At 47.3% G+C, this 17,903-nt stretch carries 16 protein-coding genes; 10 read left to right on the forward strand and 6 right to left on the reverse strand.

All coding sequences use genetic code 11. The features are described from left to right. Positions 1 to 24 precede the first annotated feature (24 nt). From KSO86_RS03430 to KSO86_RS03440, 3 genes are read right to left on the reverse strand one after another with little or no spacing between them, the layout of a single operon-like run. Entirely contained in the window at positions 25 to 513 is a 489-nt protein-coding gene (locus KSO86_RS03430; protein ID WP_216378929.1) for a CinA family protein, read from the reverse strand. Beyond that, entirely contained in the window at positions 510 to 1,115 is a 606-nt protein-coding gene (pgsA, locus tag KSO86_RS03435; protein ID WP_366493455.1) for a CDP-diacylglycerol--glycerol-3-phosphate 3-phosphatidyltransferase, read from the reverse strand. The genes KSO86_RS03430 and pgsA overlap by 4 nt, the downstream gene beginning before the upstream one ends. 54 nt (positions 1,116 to 1,169) lie before the next feature. Further along, positions 1,170 to 3,761 (reverse strand): FtsK/SpoIIIE family DNA translocase, encoded by a 2,592-nt coding sequence (locus tag KSO86_RS03440; protein WP_216378928.1) that lies wholly within the window; start codon positions 3,759 to 3,761, stop codon positions 1,170 to 1,172. A gap of 134 nt (positions 3,762 to 3,895) precedes the next feature. On the opposite strand from KSO86_RS03440, the gene KSO86_RS03445 reads away from it, so the two are divergent. The 6 genes from KSO86_RS03445 (at position 3,896) to KSO86_RS03470 (ending at position 7,452) form a co-directional block, all read left to right on the forward strand. Further along, entirely contained in the window at positions 3,896 to 4,804 is a 909-nt protein-coding gene (locus KSO86_RS03445; protein ID WP_216378927.1) for a 2-hydroxyacid dehydrogenase, read from the forward strand. Beyond that, positions 4,804 to 5,643 (forward strand): sensor histidine kinase, encoded by an 840-nt coding sequence (locus KSO86_RS03450; RefSeq protein ID WP_216378926.1) that lies wholly within the window; start codon positions 4,804 to 4,806, stop codon positions 5,641 to 5,643. Before KSO86_RS03445 ends, KSO86_RS03450 begins: the two co-directional genes overlap by 1 nt. Beyond that, the gene (locus KSO86_RS03455; RefSeq protein ID WP_091282005.1) at positions 5,640 to 6,317 is read left to right on the forward strand and encodes a response regulator; all 678 of its coding nucleotides are present in this window, start codon (positions 5,640 to 5,642) and stop codon (positions 6,315 to 6,317) included. The genes KSO86_RS03450 and KSO86_RS03455 overlap by 4 nt, the downstream gene beginning before the upstream one ends. A gap of 213 nt (positions 6,318 to 6,530) precedes the next feature. Beyond that, positions 6,531 to 6,668, forward strand: a complete 138-nt coding sequence (locus KSO86_RS08650; RefSeq protein ID WP_366493507.1) for a hypothetical protein — start codon at positions 6,531 to 6,533, stop codon at positions 6,666 to 6,668. Beyond that, on the forward strand, positions 6,623 to 6,919 hold the full coding sequence (locus tag KSO86_RS03465; protein ID WP_216378925.1) for a hypothetical protein: 297 nt from the start codon (positions 6,623 to 6,625) through the stop codon (positions 6,917 to 6,919). The genes KSO86_RS08650 and KSO86_RS03465 overlap by 46 nt, the downstream gene beginning before the upstream one ends. Before the next feature lie 2 nt (positions 6,920 to 6,921). After that, positions 6,922 to 7,452 carry a HipA domain-containing protein gene (locus KSO86_RS03470; protein ID WP_216378924.1) on the forward strand — a complete coding sequence of 177 codons (531 nt, stop codon included), beginning with the start codon at positions 6,922 to 6,924 and terminating at the stop codon, positions 7,450 to 7,452. A 165-nt stretch (positions 7,453 to 7,617) separates the two neighbouring features. Here the strand turns inward: KSO86_RS03470 and KSO86_RS03475 are convergent, their stop codons facing one another. The 3 genes from KSO86_RS03475 to KSO86_RS03485 are packed head-to-tail and all read right to left on the reverse strand — an operon-like array spanning position 7,618 to position 13,354. Further along, the gene (locus tag KSO86_RS03475) at positions 7,618 to 9,342 is read right to left on the reverse strand and encodes an ABC transporter ATP-binding protein (RefSeq protein WP_216378923.1); all 1,725 of its coding nucleotides are present in this window, start codon (positions 9,340 to 9,342) and stop codon (positions 7,618 to 7,620) included. A 5-nt stretch (positions 9,343 to 9,347) separates the two neighbouring features. Beyond that, the gene (locus KSO86_RS03480) at positions 9,348 to 11,087 is read right to left on the reverse strand and encodes an ABC transporter ATP-binding protein/permease (protein WP_216378922.1); all 1,740 of its coding nucleotides are present in this window, start codon (positions 11,085 to 11,087) and stop codon (positions 9,348 to 9,350) included. A gap of 32 nt (positions 11,088 to 11,119) precedes the next feature. Next, positions 11,120 to 13,354 (reverse strand): YcaO-like family protein, encoded by a 2,235-nt coding sequence (locus KSO86_RS03485; RefSeq protein WP_216378921.1) that lies wholly within the window; start codon positions 13,352 to 13,354, stop codon positions 11,120 to 11,122. 382 nt (positions 13,355 to 13,736) lie between these two features. Here KSO86_RS03485 and KSO86_RS03490 point away from each other — a divergent pair, with 382 nt between their 5' ends. Genes KSO86_RS03490 through KSO86_RS03505 form a run of 4 tightly spaced genes read left to right on the forward strand, consistent with a single transcriptional unit; the run spans position 13,737 to position 17,798 of the window. Further along, positions 13,737 to 14,981 (forward strand): prolyl oligopeptidase family serine peptidase, encoded by a 1,245-nt coding sequence (locus KSO86_RS03490; protein WP_216431826.1) that lies wholly within the window; start codon positions 13,737 to 13,739, stop codon positions 14,979 to 14,981. 7 nt (positions 14,982 to 14,988) lie between these two features. Next, positions 14,989 to 16,017: a FecCD family ABC transporter permease gene (locus KSO86_RS03495; RefSeq protein WP_216378919.1), complete on the forward strand. Its 1,029-nt coding sequence runs from the start codon at positions 14,989 to 14,991 to the stop codon at positions 16,015 to 16,017. An 18-nt stretch (positions 16,018 to 16,035) separates the two neighbouring features. Next, positions 16,036 to 17,028, forward strand: coding sequence for an ABC transporter substrate-binding protein (locus tag KSO86_RS03500; RefSeq protein WP_216378918.1), 993 nt, complete (start codon positions 16,036 to 16,038; stop codon positions 17,026 to 17,028). Between the two features lie 5 nt (positions 17,029 to 17,033). After that, the gene (locus KSO86_RS03505; RefSeq protein ID WP_216378917.1) at positions 17,034 to 17,798 is read left to right on the forward strand and encodes an ABC transporter ATP-binding protein; all 765 of its coding nucleotides are present in this window, start codon (positions 17,034 to 17,036) and stop codon (positions 17,796 to 17,798) included. Positions 17,799 to 17,903: the final 105 nt, after the last annotated feature.

Here is a 17,903-nt window from a genome sequence, read left to right on the forward strand (position 1 = left end):
ACTGAAATTACTCTGCGGAACACCTCAGTTACTTTGAAAATTCAACAAAATACAGCGCAAAGCAGCTTCCACTGTTTGATACCTCACATAATCTCGGTCGCCATCGAACTGATAAGAAAACGCCAAGGAACCCGCAGATTTACTCCACACTCCAATCCAAACCGTGCCTGCCTCATGCCCGTCAGCTGGACCTGGTCCTGCCACGCCAGTCGTTGCAACCGCAATATCAGAATCGAATAACTGACCAACACCCGAAGCCATTTGACGCGCGACCAATTCATCAACCGGTCCTGTTAATGCCAAGCGTTCCTTACTTACCCCTAAAACACGAGATTTGCTGTCAGTAGCGTAAGTTACCGCACCTCCCCGAAAAACAGCAGAAGCACCCGGAATATTTACGATCGAATTAGCAACTGCCCCACCAGTAAGCGACTCGGCAACAGCGAGAGTTAACCGACGCGAACTGCAAAGTTCGAGCACCCGGTTAGCCAGCTCATTGAGCTCCTTTTTCATAGATGAGTCCGATGATCGGCAGGTATTTCCGATTCATGGTTAATCTTGCGAGCCTCAATAATGTACTCAACCGCACTGCTAACAGCAAAGACCAATGCAATTCCCATTAGCCCATAAGAAGCACCGATAAGAAGTTCAGTCAGCCCTTCTGATAAAAACGTATGCCACGGCAGGATAAGACCAGCTATACCAAACGACTGGGCAACCATCTTAATTTTTCCACCCAGCCCCGCTGCCATCACCTTTTTCTTCACCATGAACATACGCATTAGCGTAATCCCCAATTCACGGACGATGAATACGATAGTCATCCACCACCACAGATAGCCATGCCATGACAGAAGTATCAGTCCGGAAATAATTAATGCTTTGTCAGCAATCGAATCGGCAAGTTTACCGAAGTCAGTAACCAGCCCATACTTGCGCGCATAATGTCCATCCAACTTATCGGTACTAGCAGCAATGGCAAAGACTCCCCATGCCAGCCAGAGATGTCCATCAGTCACTTCTAAAAACGACACAATGAACACTGGTACGAGGATTAACCGCATAACGGTTAATACATTAGCTATATTGAAATTTGAGACGCGCTGTTCCTTCACCCTTATATCATAAAGGTTTTATGAGCAAAGTGGAGGCAACTCTCCGGTCAATCCTTACCGACCCGTCAGTTGCCATGCATCTTCGCCCGATTCGCCCTCATTGTCATTTTCATCGTCATACCATTGGCGAGCTTCGTCACCCTCGTTCGATTCAAGCGGATCTGTTGCATAACGATTAGCGGGCATGACAACAGTCGCACTCTCATCGTTCGCATACTCAGCTGAATCGACGATCTGGGTTGGAGCAACGTCACTCTCATCATCATCCTTGGGTGCGGTTAAATCCACGTCCTCCCCTTTAAGCAAAGCAATAACATCGCCAAGTTGCTCCGGAGTAACAAGCACATCACGAGCTTTACCACCAGTACCAGGGCCAACGATCTCTCGAGATTCCAATAGGTCCATCATACGTCCAGCCTTAGCAAAACCAATCCGTAGCTTACGCTGGAGCATCGACGTCGAACCGAACTGTGTGTTAACGACTAACTCCGCAGCCTGCAAAAGCACGTCGAGATCGTCACCGATATCGTCGTCGATCTTCTTCATCTCACCAGGCTTAGGAATAACATCCTCGCGATACGTTGGCTGCATCTGAGCCTTAACATGTTTAACAGTCGCAGCGATTTCCTCTTCATCAACCCACGCACCCTGCACACGCATCGGCTTCATCGAACCTGCTGGCGCAAACAGTGCATCACCCATACCAATGAGTTTTTCAGCACCTACAGAATCTAGAATTGTGCGCGAATCCGTTGCCGACGACGTCGAAAACGCCAGTCGCGATGGAACATTCGCCTTAATCAGACCCGTCACCACATCAACCGAAGGTCGCTGGGTCGCCAACACTAGATGGATACCTGCCGCACGAGCTAACTGCGTAATACGCTGGATCGACGCTTCGACATCACGCGGAGCCACCATCATTAGGTCAGCTAACTCGTCAACTACGACAAGCAAGTATGGGTACGGTTGCAACGTGCGTTGTGAGCCCTCATGCGCAGTGACTTTGCCCTCACGCACCGCCTCATTGAAATCATCAATATGCTTAAATCCGTATGCAGCCAGATCGTCATATCGCTGATCCATCTCTCGTACAACCCATTCCAGAGCCTCAGCAGCCTTTTTAGGGTTGGTAATAATAGGCGTGATCAAATGCGGGATTCCGGCATAGATAGTCAGTTCAACACGCTTCGGGTCAACCAAAATCATACGCACTTGTTCCGGCGTTGACCGCACCATGATCGAGGTAATCATCGAATTAATAAACGACGATTTACCAGCACCGGTAGCTCCTGCAACTAAAAGATGAGGCATCTTTGACAAATTCGCGACAACGTACTGTCCCCCAACATTTTTGCCCACGCCAACAACAAGTGGATGCGTCTGTTTCCGAGCTACCGCTGACCGTAAAACATCACCCAAGAGAACTGTTTCTCGATCTGCGTTCGGAATTTCAATACCGACAGCCGATTTCCCAGGGATCGGCGACAAAATGCGAACGTCAGATGAAGCTACTGCATACGCAATATTCTTCGAAAGTGACTCGATTTTATCGACCTTAACGCCCGGACCAAGTTCCACCTCATACTGGGTAACTGTTGGTCCTCGAGAAAAGCCAGTCACTTCAGCATTAATCGAAAACTCAGAGAACACTCGGGTCAACGCTTCAACGACGCGATCGTTAGCCTCAGACCGCTCGAGATGCGGCGGGCCCTGTTTCAACAAATCCATCGAAGGCAATGTATAAGTAATATTCGACGCCAACTCAAGTTGCTCAATGCGCTCCGGGATCGGCTCTGGCTTAGGAGCCTTACGTTCCGGCTCAGTCTGAGTTTTTGCCGGAACTTTGACAGGTTTCGCTGGCATTACCCGAGTTGCATCCGCAGCTGGCTGGCGGGGCTTCGACGTCGTCTTTTTAGCCTCTTCCACAGTGGAATCATCAGCATGTTCTTGTTTCTTGCGAGGTCGACGCAAGCGGGAAACAGGTGCGTCGTCGTCAATTTCTTCCGGATGATCAAATGGCACAGAAGCTGAATGGTGAGGCTCAAATTCTGCTCTTTCAGCTCGCTTGGCCGACACCCAATCAGCGATATCTTTTATAGCTGTTCCTGTTGAATAGAGAATCGCGTACAGGATAATAAAAACAAGGACCGGAACGGCACCCCAAACGGACAAAAGCTTTGCCAGCCCAGTGCCAACAAGAAATCCGACAAGACCACCTGCAGCTTCAACATGAGCAAAACCCGATTGAGGCGTGGGCTGTCCCATAAAGATATGTACAAGTCCGCTCACTGACACAACAATTAAAGCCAAGCCAATAACGACTCGTTGGGTAGTTTCTGTATGAGAACGGCGAAACAATTGCACCACAATTCCGAGTAACACAATCGGTACCAGAACCGAAAGCACGCCAACGATTCCGGCAGTCGCATGATGGATAACTGGCCCAACAGCGCCAGAAAGCCCGAACCATTCTTGCAGAGCCACAATAATAGCCAAGCTAATTAATATGAATAGCCGACCACCATTTCCGCCGAGGATACGGTCACTCACGCTTGATGTATGATTATCCGTTTCTGCTACGGCAGGCGCAGACTTTTTCTTTGGCTTATGTTGTGAATTCTCGGCTGATCCAGAGCGTGCCACTATGTTTCCTCCTCATAGCTATGCAACGGGCATAGCTGACAGTTAGCCTAGAACGAAAGAACATCTACCTACGGATGGCACGCCGACTGGTATCAGAATGCGACTGAAATCGCTTCGTAGGCTAGTCTAAAAATATGACTCTTACTATTTCTTCCCCAGATGAGAATATTCGGCACATTCTCGAAAAGTTTGGTTCTGATATAGAGATTATTGATTGGGACATTTGCGGCCCAGCACCGGTGTCCCACATAGACATGGTTATCACCCCACTGCTGACCAAAAATCCAGACTATCAGCATTTAGATGGGCTCGACTTCACGTACGTTCAGTGTTCCACACTGGGCTATGAACCACTTATTCCGCACCTTCGCAGCCATCATATTCTTGCAAATGCAAAAACGGTTCATGAGACCTCGACGGCAGAGCTCACTCTATCTCTCATCTTGGCTATGCAACGCAATATTAAGCGCTCAATCATTTCCCAAGCTGAGGGAAGGTGGGATACATTCTTTTCGCCCGGTTTAGCAGATCAACGAGTGGTCATGGTGGGCGTCGGCGGAGTAGGCTCAGCGATCGCTCAGCGGCTAGCACCATTCGAGGTAGACCTGATACGGGTAGCACGCAGCGAACGCGACGACGCCGAAGGGCACATCTATTCGACGACGCAACTTCCGCAGCTTTTGCCGGAGGCCGACGTCGTTATTTTGATAGTTCCCGCGACTGATGAAACTCGAGGGCTCGTTGATGACGAGTTCCTCAGCCTAATGAAAGACGGAGCACTGCTAGTCAATATGGCGCGTGGCGTCATCGTTGATACCGCCGCGATGGTCAAGCATGCTGACCGGCTTAGATTTGCGTTCGACGTTGTCGATCCTGAACCATTACCAACCGGACATCCTCTTTATACTCATCCGCATGTGCTTATATCTGCACATAACGGGGGCTATTCACGAGCTTTACTTCCACGGTTACAGAGATTGATCGAACGTCAAGTCCGTCATCTGCTTGCAGGTGAGAAGCTCGAAAATATCATTCACCGCTGATGTTTACAAAGATAGTATTGATTGCACTGGCTGCACTGAGCTGTATCAGTGTGATCATGTGGGTTTGGAATCGTCGTCTACTGTGTAAAGCAAAGCGAAGAAATGACGTCCTGCAGCAACGAGTCCTATCAAATCTAGTATCTCCCGCATACCTTTCGCACGAGATTAGGACGCCGTTAACAGTTATTAAAGGCGCATCAGAAATCCTTACTACCGGAGATTTAGGTCCGATCAGTTCTGTCCAACGCCAATTCCTGAATACGATCGCTGAAAATTCAGCAACTGCCTGCGCACTAGCAGAAGATTTCTTGGTGTTATTTCGGATGGAAAAATCTCTTGCAACTCTGAATTTAATTAATGTCGACCTTCGGCAACTCATCCGCGAGGCTGTCCACGAATTTCGAATTATGCACCCGTGCGATATTCGCCTCGACAATCACGGAGCCCCAACTTTTGTTGACGCAGATCCACGTATGCTAAAACAAGTTGTATGGAATTTGTTAACGAATTCCATACGCCATGGCGGCGAAGGCACACAAGTTCATATTCGAGTCTCCGCCGACGACGGAATAGCTCTCGTTGTTGTTGAAGACAACGGAAAAGGCATCATGGCTCGTACATTTTTGCCTCAAATTTCTTCAACGGACGCACAAACACATAGCGATTTACCGCAAGCTGGTTCCGGAATAGGAATGAAAGTCGTAGAGCATATTATCGCTGCACATCGCGGTAGGCTTATTGTTGATACTGTGCTTGGCTGCGGAACCCAGGTACTTGTCCAGCTCCCGATCCACGGGACACACACAGCTTTTTCTGCTAGAACGGAAGAAACAGTATGAACGTTGTCCTTGTAGTTGACGATGAACCCCAAATTCGAGCCATTATCGGGTATGTTGTGGAATCTACCGGGCGGGAATGGATTGGCGCGCAGAGTGCAGAAGAAGCACAAGAAATACTGAAGACACATAATGTTGAGCTCGTTTTACTTGATGTCATGTTACCAGGAGCGAGCGGAATTGAATTATGCCGTTCCATCCGAACAAGCTCAACACCTGTTATCCTCCTGTCAGCTCTGGGCGAAGAAGAAGATCGTATCCGAGGTTTGGAGGCTGGCGCAGACGACTACATCGTTAAGCCCTTTTCTCCGCGTGAAGTTGGCTTGCGCATTGAGGCGATTCTACGGAGACGTGGTGAAACTTCGTGGAGCGAGGCCGAAGGCATCCGAATTGATTCAGACACCGGTGAATTGAGTTTTGCCGGATCGACGACAGTGTTGCCGGCGATGGAGTCTCGCGTCTTGGAGCAACTCTTGCATAATAACAATCGCACGGTGAGTTTCCATGATCTGTTGCTTCACGTATGGAATACGGATGAGAGTGTGGGTGGGCGTGAAATGGTGCGGATTACGGTGCATCGGTTGCGTGCGCATTTGAAGGCTCTTGGGGTGCGGGAGAATCTGATTGAGACGGTGCGCGGAACGGGCTATCGGGTGCGTCAGCAGTCAACTACATGATTTAATGTTCACTTCACATAACATAAAGATATATATTGTTATGTATTAAGAACATTATAGAAGATGAAAGAAATGGGGAGCTCATGAAAAGTAATGACTTTGTTACTCGTCAGAATCTCCTAGAATTCGGTAAACACCTCCGCAACTGGCAAATTTGTTTCAAGCGAGTTTGCCTATGATTCAGAATGGCTTCATCGCAGAGATTCTTACGCAATTAGTCCAGATCTACCGCTCACTAATAAAACTCTGCCATTTTTCGGAAACCCGTCCTTACCTGGTGCAATTGATGATGCAGGACCAGATTCTTGGGGCAAAAACTTATTCGCATCCAGCAAGGTCCTCAAGAGCTAGCTATTTTTGATTATATAAGCCTTGTAGACGATAGAAGCCGGATGGGAAACCTACGGTTTTTCAGCAATGGTGAGTTACTTGCAGAGCACACTTCTCTTCTCCCAACAGAAAATGACGTTCTTTCTATTGCAGGTAAGGCTCAAAATCTCACTCATCTTAGCGAAGAAGATATTTCACATATTGCTTTCGCAGGATCGTCTCTCGGTGGCGCGCGTCCCAAAATTAACATAATTGATTCACTTTCGGGCTGAGCTTGGTCAAATTTTCATATAAATCAGATGATGATGACGTTGAAGCGTGGGAAGCTGTTGCACTCTCATGTGCACGTGATGCAGGACTGCCTGTTCCAGAATTCCGCCATGTTCGGATTGACACCTATGGTTCAGCATTGATCGCTAAAAGGTTTGATCGAATTGGAGACGAACGGATCGGATATATTTCTGCTGCCTATCTTCTTCATCTTCACAATCTTTCTCAACCGTATTCCTTCGAAATGCTGGCGAGCTATATGGATTCTTTCTGTGTCTCTCCCTGTGAAGATAAGGCGTCCCTTTTTGATCGGATCGCTCTATCAATCATTTTGAATAATGTTGATGACCACATGCGAAACTATGGTTTCATTCGCAATGATAAAGGATGGAGTTTGGCTCCACTTTTCGATGTCTCGCCAGATTTTCGTTCTCAAAGGATTGCAGGAACATCCATTCTTCATAACAGCACAGGTTTTCAACGTAATAAGAAAGAACTAATCCAAGCCGCCCATTGTTTTGGCCTTACAACTTAACAAGCAGCCGCACATTATTCCCAAATTCAAGAAGCTTGTTCTGCGTTTAAAGATTATGCAAACACCTATAACATCGCAGAAATTGATGATAATATCCTCGTCAAAAATATCGAACAACAATTAAACGAATAACACGCGGAGCCTTGAATACGTGCTAGCACGACCCTAGGATAGCTGGTCTCCTAATAATTCCTGATATGAGGGTTCGTGCATGAGTTGTTCGTGAGTACCTTGTGCACATATCTGGCCCTTTTCGAGTAGGATTATATGGTCTGCCATCAATATGGACGTCAATCGATGTGCGATGACGATCGTTGTTCGGTTGTTTCGTAGAGTCCTGACATTGTGAGTGATACTCGATTCTAGGATCGGATCGATATTCGCTAGGGGTTCGTCGAGTAGGAGTATCTCCGGATTGCGCAAGAAGGCGCGGGCAATACCGATACGTTGGCGTTCTCCTCCAGATAGTGTTGTCCCACGGTCGCCAATGTGAGCGTCTAAACCGCCAAGTTGGGTGACTAAATGATCGATGTGGGCAGCACGAAGGGATTCCCATATCTCCTCATCGGAGGCGTTCGGAGCGGCTAATGCGAGATTATGCCGTACAGTTCCCGCGAATATATGGCAATCTTGTGGAACGAGCGCGAGTTGTTTCCGGTAGCCATCAGGACCATACGATCGTAGGTTGGTTCCATTAAACCTGAGTTCGCCGTGTTGCGGATCTAAGAATCGCATGACTAGGTTGGCGAACGTCGTTTTTCCGGCACCGGATCGCCCCACCAGAGCTATTGTCTGGTTTGGCTTTGCAACAAGACTGACGCCGTTGACAACAGGTTCGTTTGCGTAGGAGAAAACAACGTTCTCGCTGACTAACGTTCCTTCTTCATGTTCTCGTGTGAGTGATTGCATCTCTATAGCAGCAGGTATTGGATCTGGAGCAGCGATGATAGTGTTAATACGTTCTGCGCAGGCGCCAATTTCTCCGATTCGTCCCATCATGGCAACGAACGTCATTGTTGGCATCACACACATATTTGCCGTAACGATGGCGATTGGCAATATTTGTCCATCACTATGCCCATCAAGAACGCGGCCAGTGAGGATGATCAGAATGATGGTTGTCCCTACTGCAGTGATGACCGAGGCAAATGTACTTTCCCAGGTTCTGCGCAGCATTTGGCGAGCGTATATATGTTGGACTCTATCGGCGATTTCTCCGATGTGGGCATGCTGATGCTCGTTCATTCCCAAAGAACGTAATTCGCGTTGTCCTTGGATAGAATCAAGCACAGTTGCTCGTAAATCCACGAGCCCGAATCGTAAAATCTTCCCTTGCTGGCGTTGAATCGGCATAAGAAGTAATGGAAAAACTATCATCAAGGCAATCGGAATGATCATGACAAGAGCGAGAGGTCCGATAAGCACGTATAAAATGGATATAAGAATGCTTGGAGTTACCACCGCACAGACAGCTGTGGAGGCGGTGTGGGCGTAAAACCATTCAAGTTTTTCTGCATCGTCCATGGCTGCCGATGCGACATCTGCCGTGCGGCGTCCGTGAAGGCCTAAAGGCGCAATGCGGCTAATAGCAGCATATATATGGCGCCTGAGTGTGTGAAGAATCCGGTAGGCAACTTCATGGGACCACCACACTTCGCATAGGGTTGCTACGGCCTGCGTAAGAACCAAAGTCCCCAAGAGAGCCACAAAACCAGTGAGTTCTGCGTGCGTATCGAGGAGAAAAGACGTGGAAATCCACACTGATGTTATCCCCGCGCCAACGACTGCTAATTGCGCTAGCATCGTGACGATCGTGGATGCTATAAAAAGTGGGAGACATTCGTGTAACCGCACCATCAGTTGCACGATATTGTTCATGGTGTTCTTCATATCTGCTACTGTCCTTTCTGCATTTCAAGGAGGCGCGACCATGCTGATTCTGGATCTTGAGCTAAGAGATGTGCATTACCAGAACACGCCAGCTCTCCATGAGCCATCACGATAATGTGATCCGCTTTCGCAGCAGTATCAATTCTGTGCGTTACGAGTATCAAGGTCAGATCAGGACGAGCCGTTCTTATTCCGGTAAGGAGTAGTTCTTCCGTATGCGTATCAAGTGCAGATGTGGATTCATCCAAGATCAACACGTCAGTGTTCCTGATGAGTGCTCGCGCAATCGCAAGACGTTGCTTTTGTCCACCTGATAGATTCGTTGCATGTTCGTTTATAAACAGATCCAACACATGATTGTGCGAACAGGTGTCCTCCATTTCCATCTGCAACATATCTGCCTGGGCTAGCCGAAGCGCACCCATCATGTCGTCGTCGTTCGCGTCCGGTTTAGCCATGTGGAGAATTTCTCGCACAGTTCCTGGGAAAATAAGTGGATCTTGAGGAACTAACGTCACTAACTGAGATATATCAATATCTGCAGGATTGTTCTCTCCCACCAGTACAGAGCCTGATTCTGGCTGATCGAACCCCATAAGTAATCCGAGTGCCGTGGATTTTCCTGAACCTGATGATCCTACTAAGGCAGTCGTTTGCTTTTCTGCAATGGTGAGGTTGAGGCAAGGAAGCGTTGGAGTATCGGACCCCACATACGTGTAAGTTACGTTCTGGAACGTGATAGTCAAAGGCACGTCCTTGTGAGTTTCTGGCTCTTTTTTACAGTTTTCTGTGGCGGACATAGATAAGATGCTGTTCATCGACGGCAATGCAGAAATGCCAAAGAATGCCTCATGCCAGGATGCTGACAGTTGGTTGAACGGCCGGAACATCTCAACCGATACCAAGGTCACTGTAAATACGTCGCCAATTTTAAGGCTCCCCGACCGAACCTGAATAAAAGCAATGATCAATGCTACAGCAGGCCCTAGGCCTTTCATTAACGTACTGAGCCCCGTCTCCCCTAAAGAAAGACGTAACTGCCCGAGCGTCGTCGCCAATAAATCACGTGACTGACGTTCAAGTCGTTCTCCGTACGCACCCGCTGCGCCAAAAGATTTCAAGGTAGTCATACCGAACATCGCGTCAATAAAATCTGCGTTCAATTCTTCGTAAGCTGCCCAGTGGGATTGACCTCGCTCCGCTAAAGCTTTGTCCCATAGTCGAGGAATAGCCACCACAGCAATCCCACACGTCAATAACACAACGGAAATTAACGGCGATATCATCGCAAGCCCAAATGCGAGTCCTATTGCTGTTACTACTGTAACAACCAGCTGGGTAAAATATTTAACAAAGTAGGTTTCAACCGCTTCAACGCCATCTGTTATCACAGATTGAACAACGCCCGCCCTATCAAGCCCAATTCGCATCGGCCCTTGTTGCTCAACTTTATTCAACAATGTTTGACGAAGATTGCGCTTCACGATTAACCCGGCACGGTTCTGTGCAAGCTGCCCAACAACATCTATCAGTGGGCGAATCAGAAGTAACACTGACACGATACACACGAACCAGATGATTCGCGTTGTATCTCTTTCGCCTAGTAACTCTACGAATAGGCGCGCATTAACGAGCGCTGTTATGACGTATATACAGGAAACGACGAGGCCGATCACGATACACGGGAGCAAGAGAATCACACGTAAACCTGCTGATCGAATAACCATCATTTGTTGAGTGAACATGCGTTATTACTTTCTTTGTGAGATGAGCCTGCTCATGCATGAGGCATCGGAAATAGATTTATCTCAGCATCCGTCAAGGCACGTTCTCGCCATCCAAGTTCTACCGCTTCACGCGCCACGACACCTTGCCCTAGATACGGGAACGCAGCCGGAGAGTTTCCAACTGCCCCCGGGACAAGAGCACGTACCACCCTCAAACCACACGAAGCTACATCAGGGGACGTGATATCAACGATTATGACGCGCTTCCCTCGAGCTTCAATTTTTTCTACATAGGAAGCAAGAGAATTGTCTTTTAGGTGAGGAACACTATTGGCCTGACGCGTTGCTGGGCGATCAATCAAATGTGCAACACGCCGTACAGCACGTGGATCCAGAAATACTTCTTGTTGTACGAGTAAATCGTCAACATCTTTCATATCTTGGCGGAAGTCATCCAGATAGCACCGATCGCCGCGCCATTTTTTATAGGATCTGCCAGGCAAGAAGCCTTCTGCAATAGCTTTCCAATGGACTCCCTCTGGATTTAAGAGATCAAGGGCACCTTCTTGCAACGTTAACGCCTCGCTCCATGCTTTTAACGCAGCATCATCTATCGTTGAACGACACGAGAAACCAACATGTACCAATTGGTGTGAATCATTATGAACGATTCCAGCTGCTACAGGCACATCAAACGTGTTATCAAGATGGACCAAGGAAGGGCGCAGAATATCTTGTGAACTCTCAAATAGCTGGCATTGTCCTGGCGCTAATTCAATACTCGGAAGAGCCTGTGCATTAAGCCACCACACCATCGTGGCATGGCGTTCCAAGATCTCGCTGACTCCTGAACGCGTAGCTTGTTCTATTGTTTCGCCTGCCGCAACTCCTGCAAAAGCTGGAAAGTTCACGCGAGGTTCATGGTGGTACTGATTCGTATACCAGTTGACATACACAAGAGAGGCAGGAACAAAAACGGGAGAATCCGAACCATAATAACGGCCTTCTACCCATGAAACTGGCAAATCATGAGAGAATTTTTCAAAAGGAAAGCCTGGTTCCGCATATTGTTGTTCAGAAAACAATACTAATTCTGAAGGATCAAGAACAGGGTAGCCACGTCGAAGAAGGCTATCGTAACTTCCATGAATAGCTGGGAGAAGATCAATAAGATTCGAACAGTATCGCTCTACAGACTCCCCGATTGCGGACTTCATGTTATATTCAATTTTTTTCTTTCGTTCCGAACCAGCACAAGTATCAGAAATAAGCGTGGAACCTTGACAGAATACCGTATTGGCATACCCCGCTACCCGAGCCAAGTCAGTGACTCTAGCTTGTGTTGTGTGAAGAGTTTTAGGCATCGAAGGAGAATAACGGACCTCATTCAACTCTCTAACTATGCCGAACTTTGAGTCCACCAGGTATGTTGGTGGGTGTATCTGAATTTGTTTTGAGGGTCCGTTAATAAAGGAACACTGCAGTACTGCACGCACATCTAGCTGACCATCTAACCCAATTTCCCAGACAGTATCGAGTGGAGATACTCCTTCTTTGTTTTCTACGTCTTTCTTAATTAGTCCCCTCACCAGATGTGCAAGCATTTCCATTGCAGGATGAGAAGAGATTAAACGACTGAGGAAGTTTCCCCATAACGCTGGTTGTAACTCTGCCAAATAAACTTCTTTATTGATAGCGTTTCCCCATGATCGTTTCATACAATCAGAAAAACGTGCACCTTTCCCATCTTGAACAACTGGGCCAAACAAGAATGATCTCGCAGCATAGTCAACCACTGCCCAGGTTATATCTAAAACTTCTAAAGCCCTCACTTCATCAGCAAACAGCTGACGCGACCCAGGGCCTCTACATATAAGTAGAAATCCTCCTCGAATAACTTCATACGAGCACTCTCGGATGGTTTTGGAAGAATACTGGGCCTTGACCCCCTCATTATGTAATAATGCCACCAAGCGTGTCCCAACAGGTTCATAACCACATACAAGAACCTCAACGCCGCTTTCGCCTTGGTGCACATGACAGTCATTTTCAGCAATAACTGCTTCATTGCAAGGACGTTCAATTGGAAGCACAGATCCATGCTTAAGAAGCATCTTTTTGAGAGGGACGCCCAAACAATCAAGATCTTGACATTCTTCAGCACGTTTGATTTCCTCAATAATGGAATACGTGTCAGCAGTCACAATTATCTTGGCATCATCTGCACAGTGGATCAAAGTACATCCTTCAGAAAGGTGACGAGCCTCAAGACATAACGAAAACATCTTCTCTTACCATCCGATTTTCAATACACACTATTGAAAATGTGGAAGGCGATAGATTTCCTACCACCTTCCACATCACCCATTTTTGCTATGCCCACGCAAAGGTTGGCGTGACTTGAGCGTGATGGCAATGCGGAACAGTAATCTGATCCGTAATAGTTTCGTCTACCTCAATGATTTCAACATCGGACATAGTGTTCTCCTCTTTGACGAACATCCTTTTCACTACAGGTTAGCCAGGTTAGGCTAACCTAAGTCGATTCTAACCATCCAACACTTTTTTCACAAGAACCAAATTTCCCCAACTAAGGTTATCGACACAGTAAGAATGAATTGTTCCAAAGTCTTGAACTTAGGCAAACCTAATTATATATTTTTGTCCATGCACACTCGATTCCCTTCCTTGATGGAGTATATAGATCTACAACAACATAATGAAAACGCTCAAAGAGCTACGTTGGAGACATTCTCGGACCCCGCATCCCGCTTTAAAGGGAAGATGAGCCAAATTAATGGATGCGCACATATTCAAGGCACACAAAAATGTTATTTAACGTCCGCGATCTCAAATGAGAATTCTATCTATATCGGACACTACGATGCCGCTTGTGCAATAGTTTTCTCTTCAAAAGGTTCAGCTAAGGCACTAGTTACCGGAATCGATCTCCCAGCGGGGAACCGAATAGATGTTCTAAGTTACACAGCAAAAAACATATTATTCCGAACATCTTCCTTTATTGACCCTGGAAAAATATGGCGTGTGGATTACCCCTCAGGGAAAGTCAAGCTTCTAGGATCCCTATCTACCCTTGTCCCCAATCAAGGATTGCACTATCGTCGTCTTTCTTCTTATTCAGTTGATGGCACCAAAATCCCAATCGACTGCTATGGTTCATTCGATCAACCTCGGCCAACAATAATACACATATATGGAGGTTTTGGAATTAACAATGACCCTTTTTTCTCCTTCCCTATTTATGCTTTATGGCTAGCTCAAGGAGGCAATATCGTCCTTGTCCGCAGTCGTGGCGGAAGAGAGTTTGGTCCAGCATGGCATACCGCTGGACAACGATCAGGACGATCTCTCGTTAGGAAAGACGTTGAAAATAGCGTAAGGACACTCATCCAAGAAAACATATGTAATGCAGATACAACTTTCCTTCATGGCATGTCACATGGCGCGCTTCTTACAGCAATAACAGCGCTACATGCTCCTGATCTCGTAAAAAATATTATCTGTCAAGTTCCTATAACCAACACCAAGTCTTTATTAAAGAATAAATTTGGTTCTTCCTGGATAACAGAATATGGAAATCCAGAGAGTGCTGACTGGGATAGGTTCATGGCATCCGAGGATCCAATCTTTTTTTATCCTCGACACAGCCTCCCCTCAGACTCAACATGCTATATTTCTGGCTATGTTAATGACCAAATAACACCAATAGTTCATTCGGACCAGTTGGCTCAAAAAATGGCAGAAATGGGATCTCAAGTTACATACAAACGATATAATGTCCCTGGTGACCATCACGGCGCTAAAGATAAAGACACCCGCATAAAACACACATATGAGTTATGGGCTTACCTAGAGAAAACGACGTCACACCGTTTTCATAACAATATTTAGGGAAACTATGCTCCTCACAAGAAAATCACGCCTACTAATCACCCTTGTCACCGCAATAATTCTCAGTGTCAGCCTGATCCTTGCCATCATGATCGGGGCAAGCGATATCTCAATCAGCTCTACTGTGGATGGAATTTTCTACGCCTTCGGCACGTCGGATAGTTCACCTACAGACGTCGATTTACAGATCATCAGCGAAATACGAATTCCGCGCGCGCTCCTCGGAGCAACTATCGGCGCGGGGCTCGCTATCTGCGGGCTCATAACTCAATCTCTTTTACGCAATCCTCTTGGCGATCCATATATTTTAGGTATCTCTTCTGGCGCGTCCGCCGGAGCTGCGCTCGTTATCGTCGTGGGAGCTTCGAACACGTTGTTGGCTTCATTAGGAGTCACTCTGGGCGCCTTCTTTGGAGCTTTAATCGCAATCGCCGCGGTTTCGTTTCTTGCCACGGCTGGTGGTGGCGCTTCCCCTACCCGAATTATTTTTGCGGGAATGGCAGTCAGCTATCTGTTTTCCGCCCTCACCAGCCTCATTGCTATTTTGGCGAAGAATGCTGCAGGAACGAAGTCGGTTATGTTCTGGACGCTTGGTTCACTTGGTTCAGCTTCGTGGAACGACGTCGGGATCGCATCGATCACCACAAGCATCGCGTTCATTCTGTTCTTTGTTTTTGGACGACGAATCGACGTGTTAAATCTTGGCGACGATTCAGCTCGAGCGTTAGGCACACACCCAGCGTTTTATCGAAATCTTTTATTTATCATCGTTGCATTTACTATCGCGGTGCTCGTGTCCTTAACCGGCGCAATAGGTTTCATCGGACTTGTGGTTCCACATCTTGCCAAGCTACTGGTTGGAGAGATGACTCGTTGCGCACTTCCACTCACTGCCTTGCTTGGTGCCATTCTGGTTGTCAACGCAGACATCTGTACACGAATTATGCTGCGCCCCGCAGAACTTCCTATTGGAATTCTGACCGCCATCGTTGGGACTCCTATGCTCATGGTCCTTATCAAAAAATATGCCTCATAACTATCAAAGGAATACCTTATGAAAACTAGCAGAAAACTTGTATCGGGAATATGCGTGCTAGCTCTAGTTGGAGCTTTGGGCGCGTGTTCCACTCCTTCTGGAAAAGCAGAAGCTTCAGATTCTATTGCCTACGATTCTCCGGTAGTAGTGAAGAACTGTGGGCAAGAGACCACACTAACCAGGATTCCAACAAAAATCGTCTCTATGGGAGTCACTGGTTTGGCGTATCTTCTTGCCGCAGGAGGCGAGAACAATGTTATTGGGCGTGCCAACGAATGGGGCGAACAAGCAGCATCATGGATGGGAAAGCGCGCGGATTCCATTCCAGTTATCACAGATGACGCACTTTCGATCGAAGGGCTTATGAGTGTAAAGCCAGACTTGGTGTACGGCGGAGGCTTCGATTCAGCTGGCCTCTCCCCTTCGAGTGTTGCCGATAAGGGAATTCCCGCGATTGTTGATTCTTCAGAATGCCACTATTTCTACCCAGACCGAACCCCTGATGAATCTTTCACAACTATTCTTCGTGAGATCACCCAGCTTGGAAGAATACTGGGAACCGAAGATGCCGCACAAAAAACTGTACAAGATCTTCAGACTCGCATCGCAGAAATCAAAAACGAACAACCCGGTCATGGAGAACGAGTCTCCTATGCCTACTACTTCGGCGAAGACGATGGCTTGTTTAGTTACGGAGAACAAGGTGTCATTGGTGATATCAACAAAACACTTGGCATCCATTCGGCAATCGATCCGAACTACCATCCACACCAAGGCCCGCTCGCACCCGAAGTATTCGTGAAATCTGATCCAGATATGATCATCATTCTGACGGGCATGGGCGGTGCAACCAAAGAAAGCACGCTCAAACGGCTTGAAAAGATTCCAGGATATGGCGATATGAAAGCAGTTAAAAATAACCGGATCTACTATGCGGAATCTGCGATGGCCTACGCCTCCCCTAGTGCCATTTACGGAACTATCGATCTTGCCCAACAGCTCAAAAAATAACACTCATGTCTGATTTCCCTCTCTCAGTACGAAACGCTTCCATCAGCTTCGGAGAACGAACAGTTCTTAACCACGTTTCTTTCAATGTTTTACCTAACCGAATTTTGGGGATTGCGGGCCCCAATGGTTCTGGTAAAACCACGTTGTTACGGTCACTCTTCGGTGCACAACCATTACACGAGGGGGAAATCAGACTATTCGATGTGCCTCTTAAAAAGCTCAAGCCTTCGCAGATTTCGACCCAGTTAGCTGTTGTTTCTCAATTCGAATATGACGCAAGCCGTATGAGAGTGTGGGATCTTGTTATGCTTGGCCGTGCCCCGCATCGCAAAGACATGCAAGGATACAGCAAAGTTGACGTGACACATACGCAGCGTGCGCTGTCATTAGTCGGCATGTCCGACGCGAAGGATCGTTATCTCCACTCTTTATCGGGAGGTGAACGGCAGCGTGCGCTCATTGCGCGTGCACTCGCCCAAGACTGCCCGTGTATTGTGCTTGACGAACCCACAAATCATCTAGATATCACTTATCAGCATCAGATCCTGGCTCTCATACGTGAGCTATCAACAACCGCAGTTATCGTACTTCACGATCTCAACCTTGTCTCTCGATATTGCGATGACGTTATCGTGTTAAAAGACGGAAAGGTCGCCTGCTACGGGACGCCATCCGATGTACTCACGCCCTCAACCATCAGAGAAACATATGATATCGATACGTTAGAAGTCCGCGATTCTGGAATGAAACAATTTATCTTTCGTGGCTAAATATTCGCGCATGTAACACATCTGTAACGATCTGTAACAGAAAATGCTCCCTAAAAAGGCATCATGTGTGAGACTGTGGAATCATCACAATGATGTGATTTATGC

Source organism: Arcanobacterium phocae (genome assembly GCF_018913465.1).
Lineage (GTDB): Bacteria > Actinomycetota > Actinomycetes > Actinomycetales > Actinomycetaceae > Arcanobacterium > Arcanobacterium phocae_A.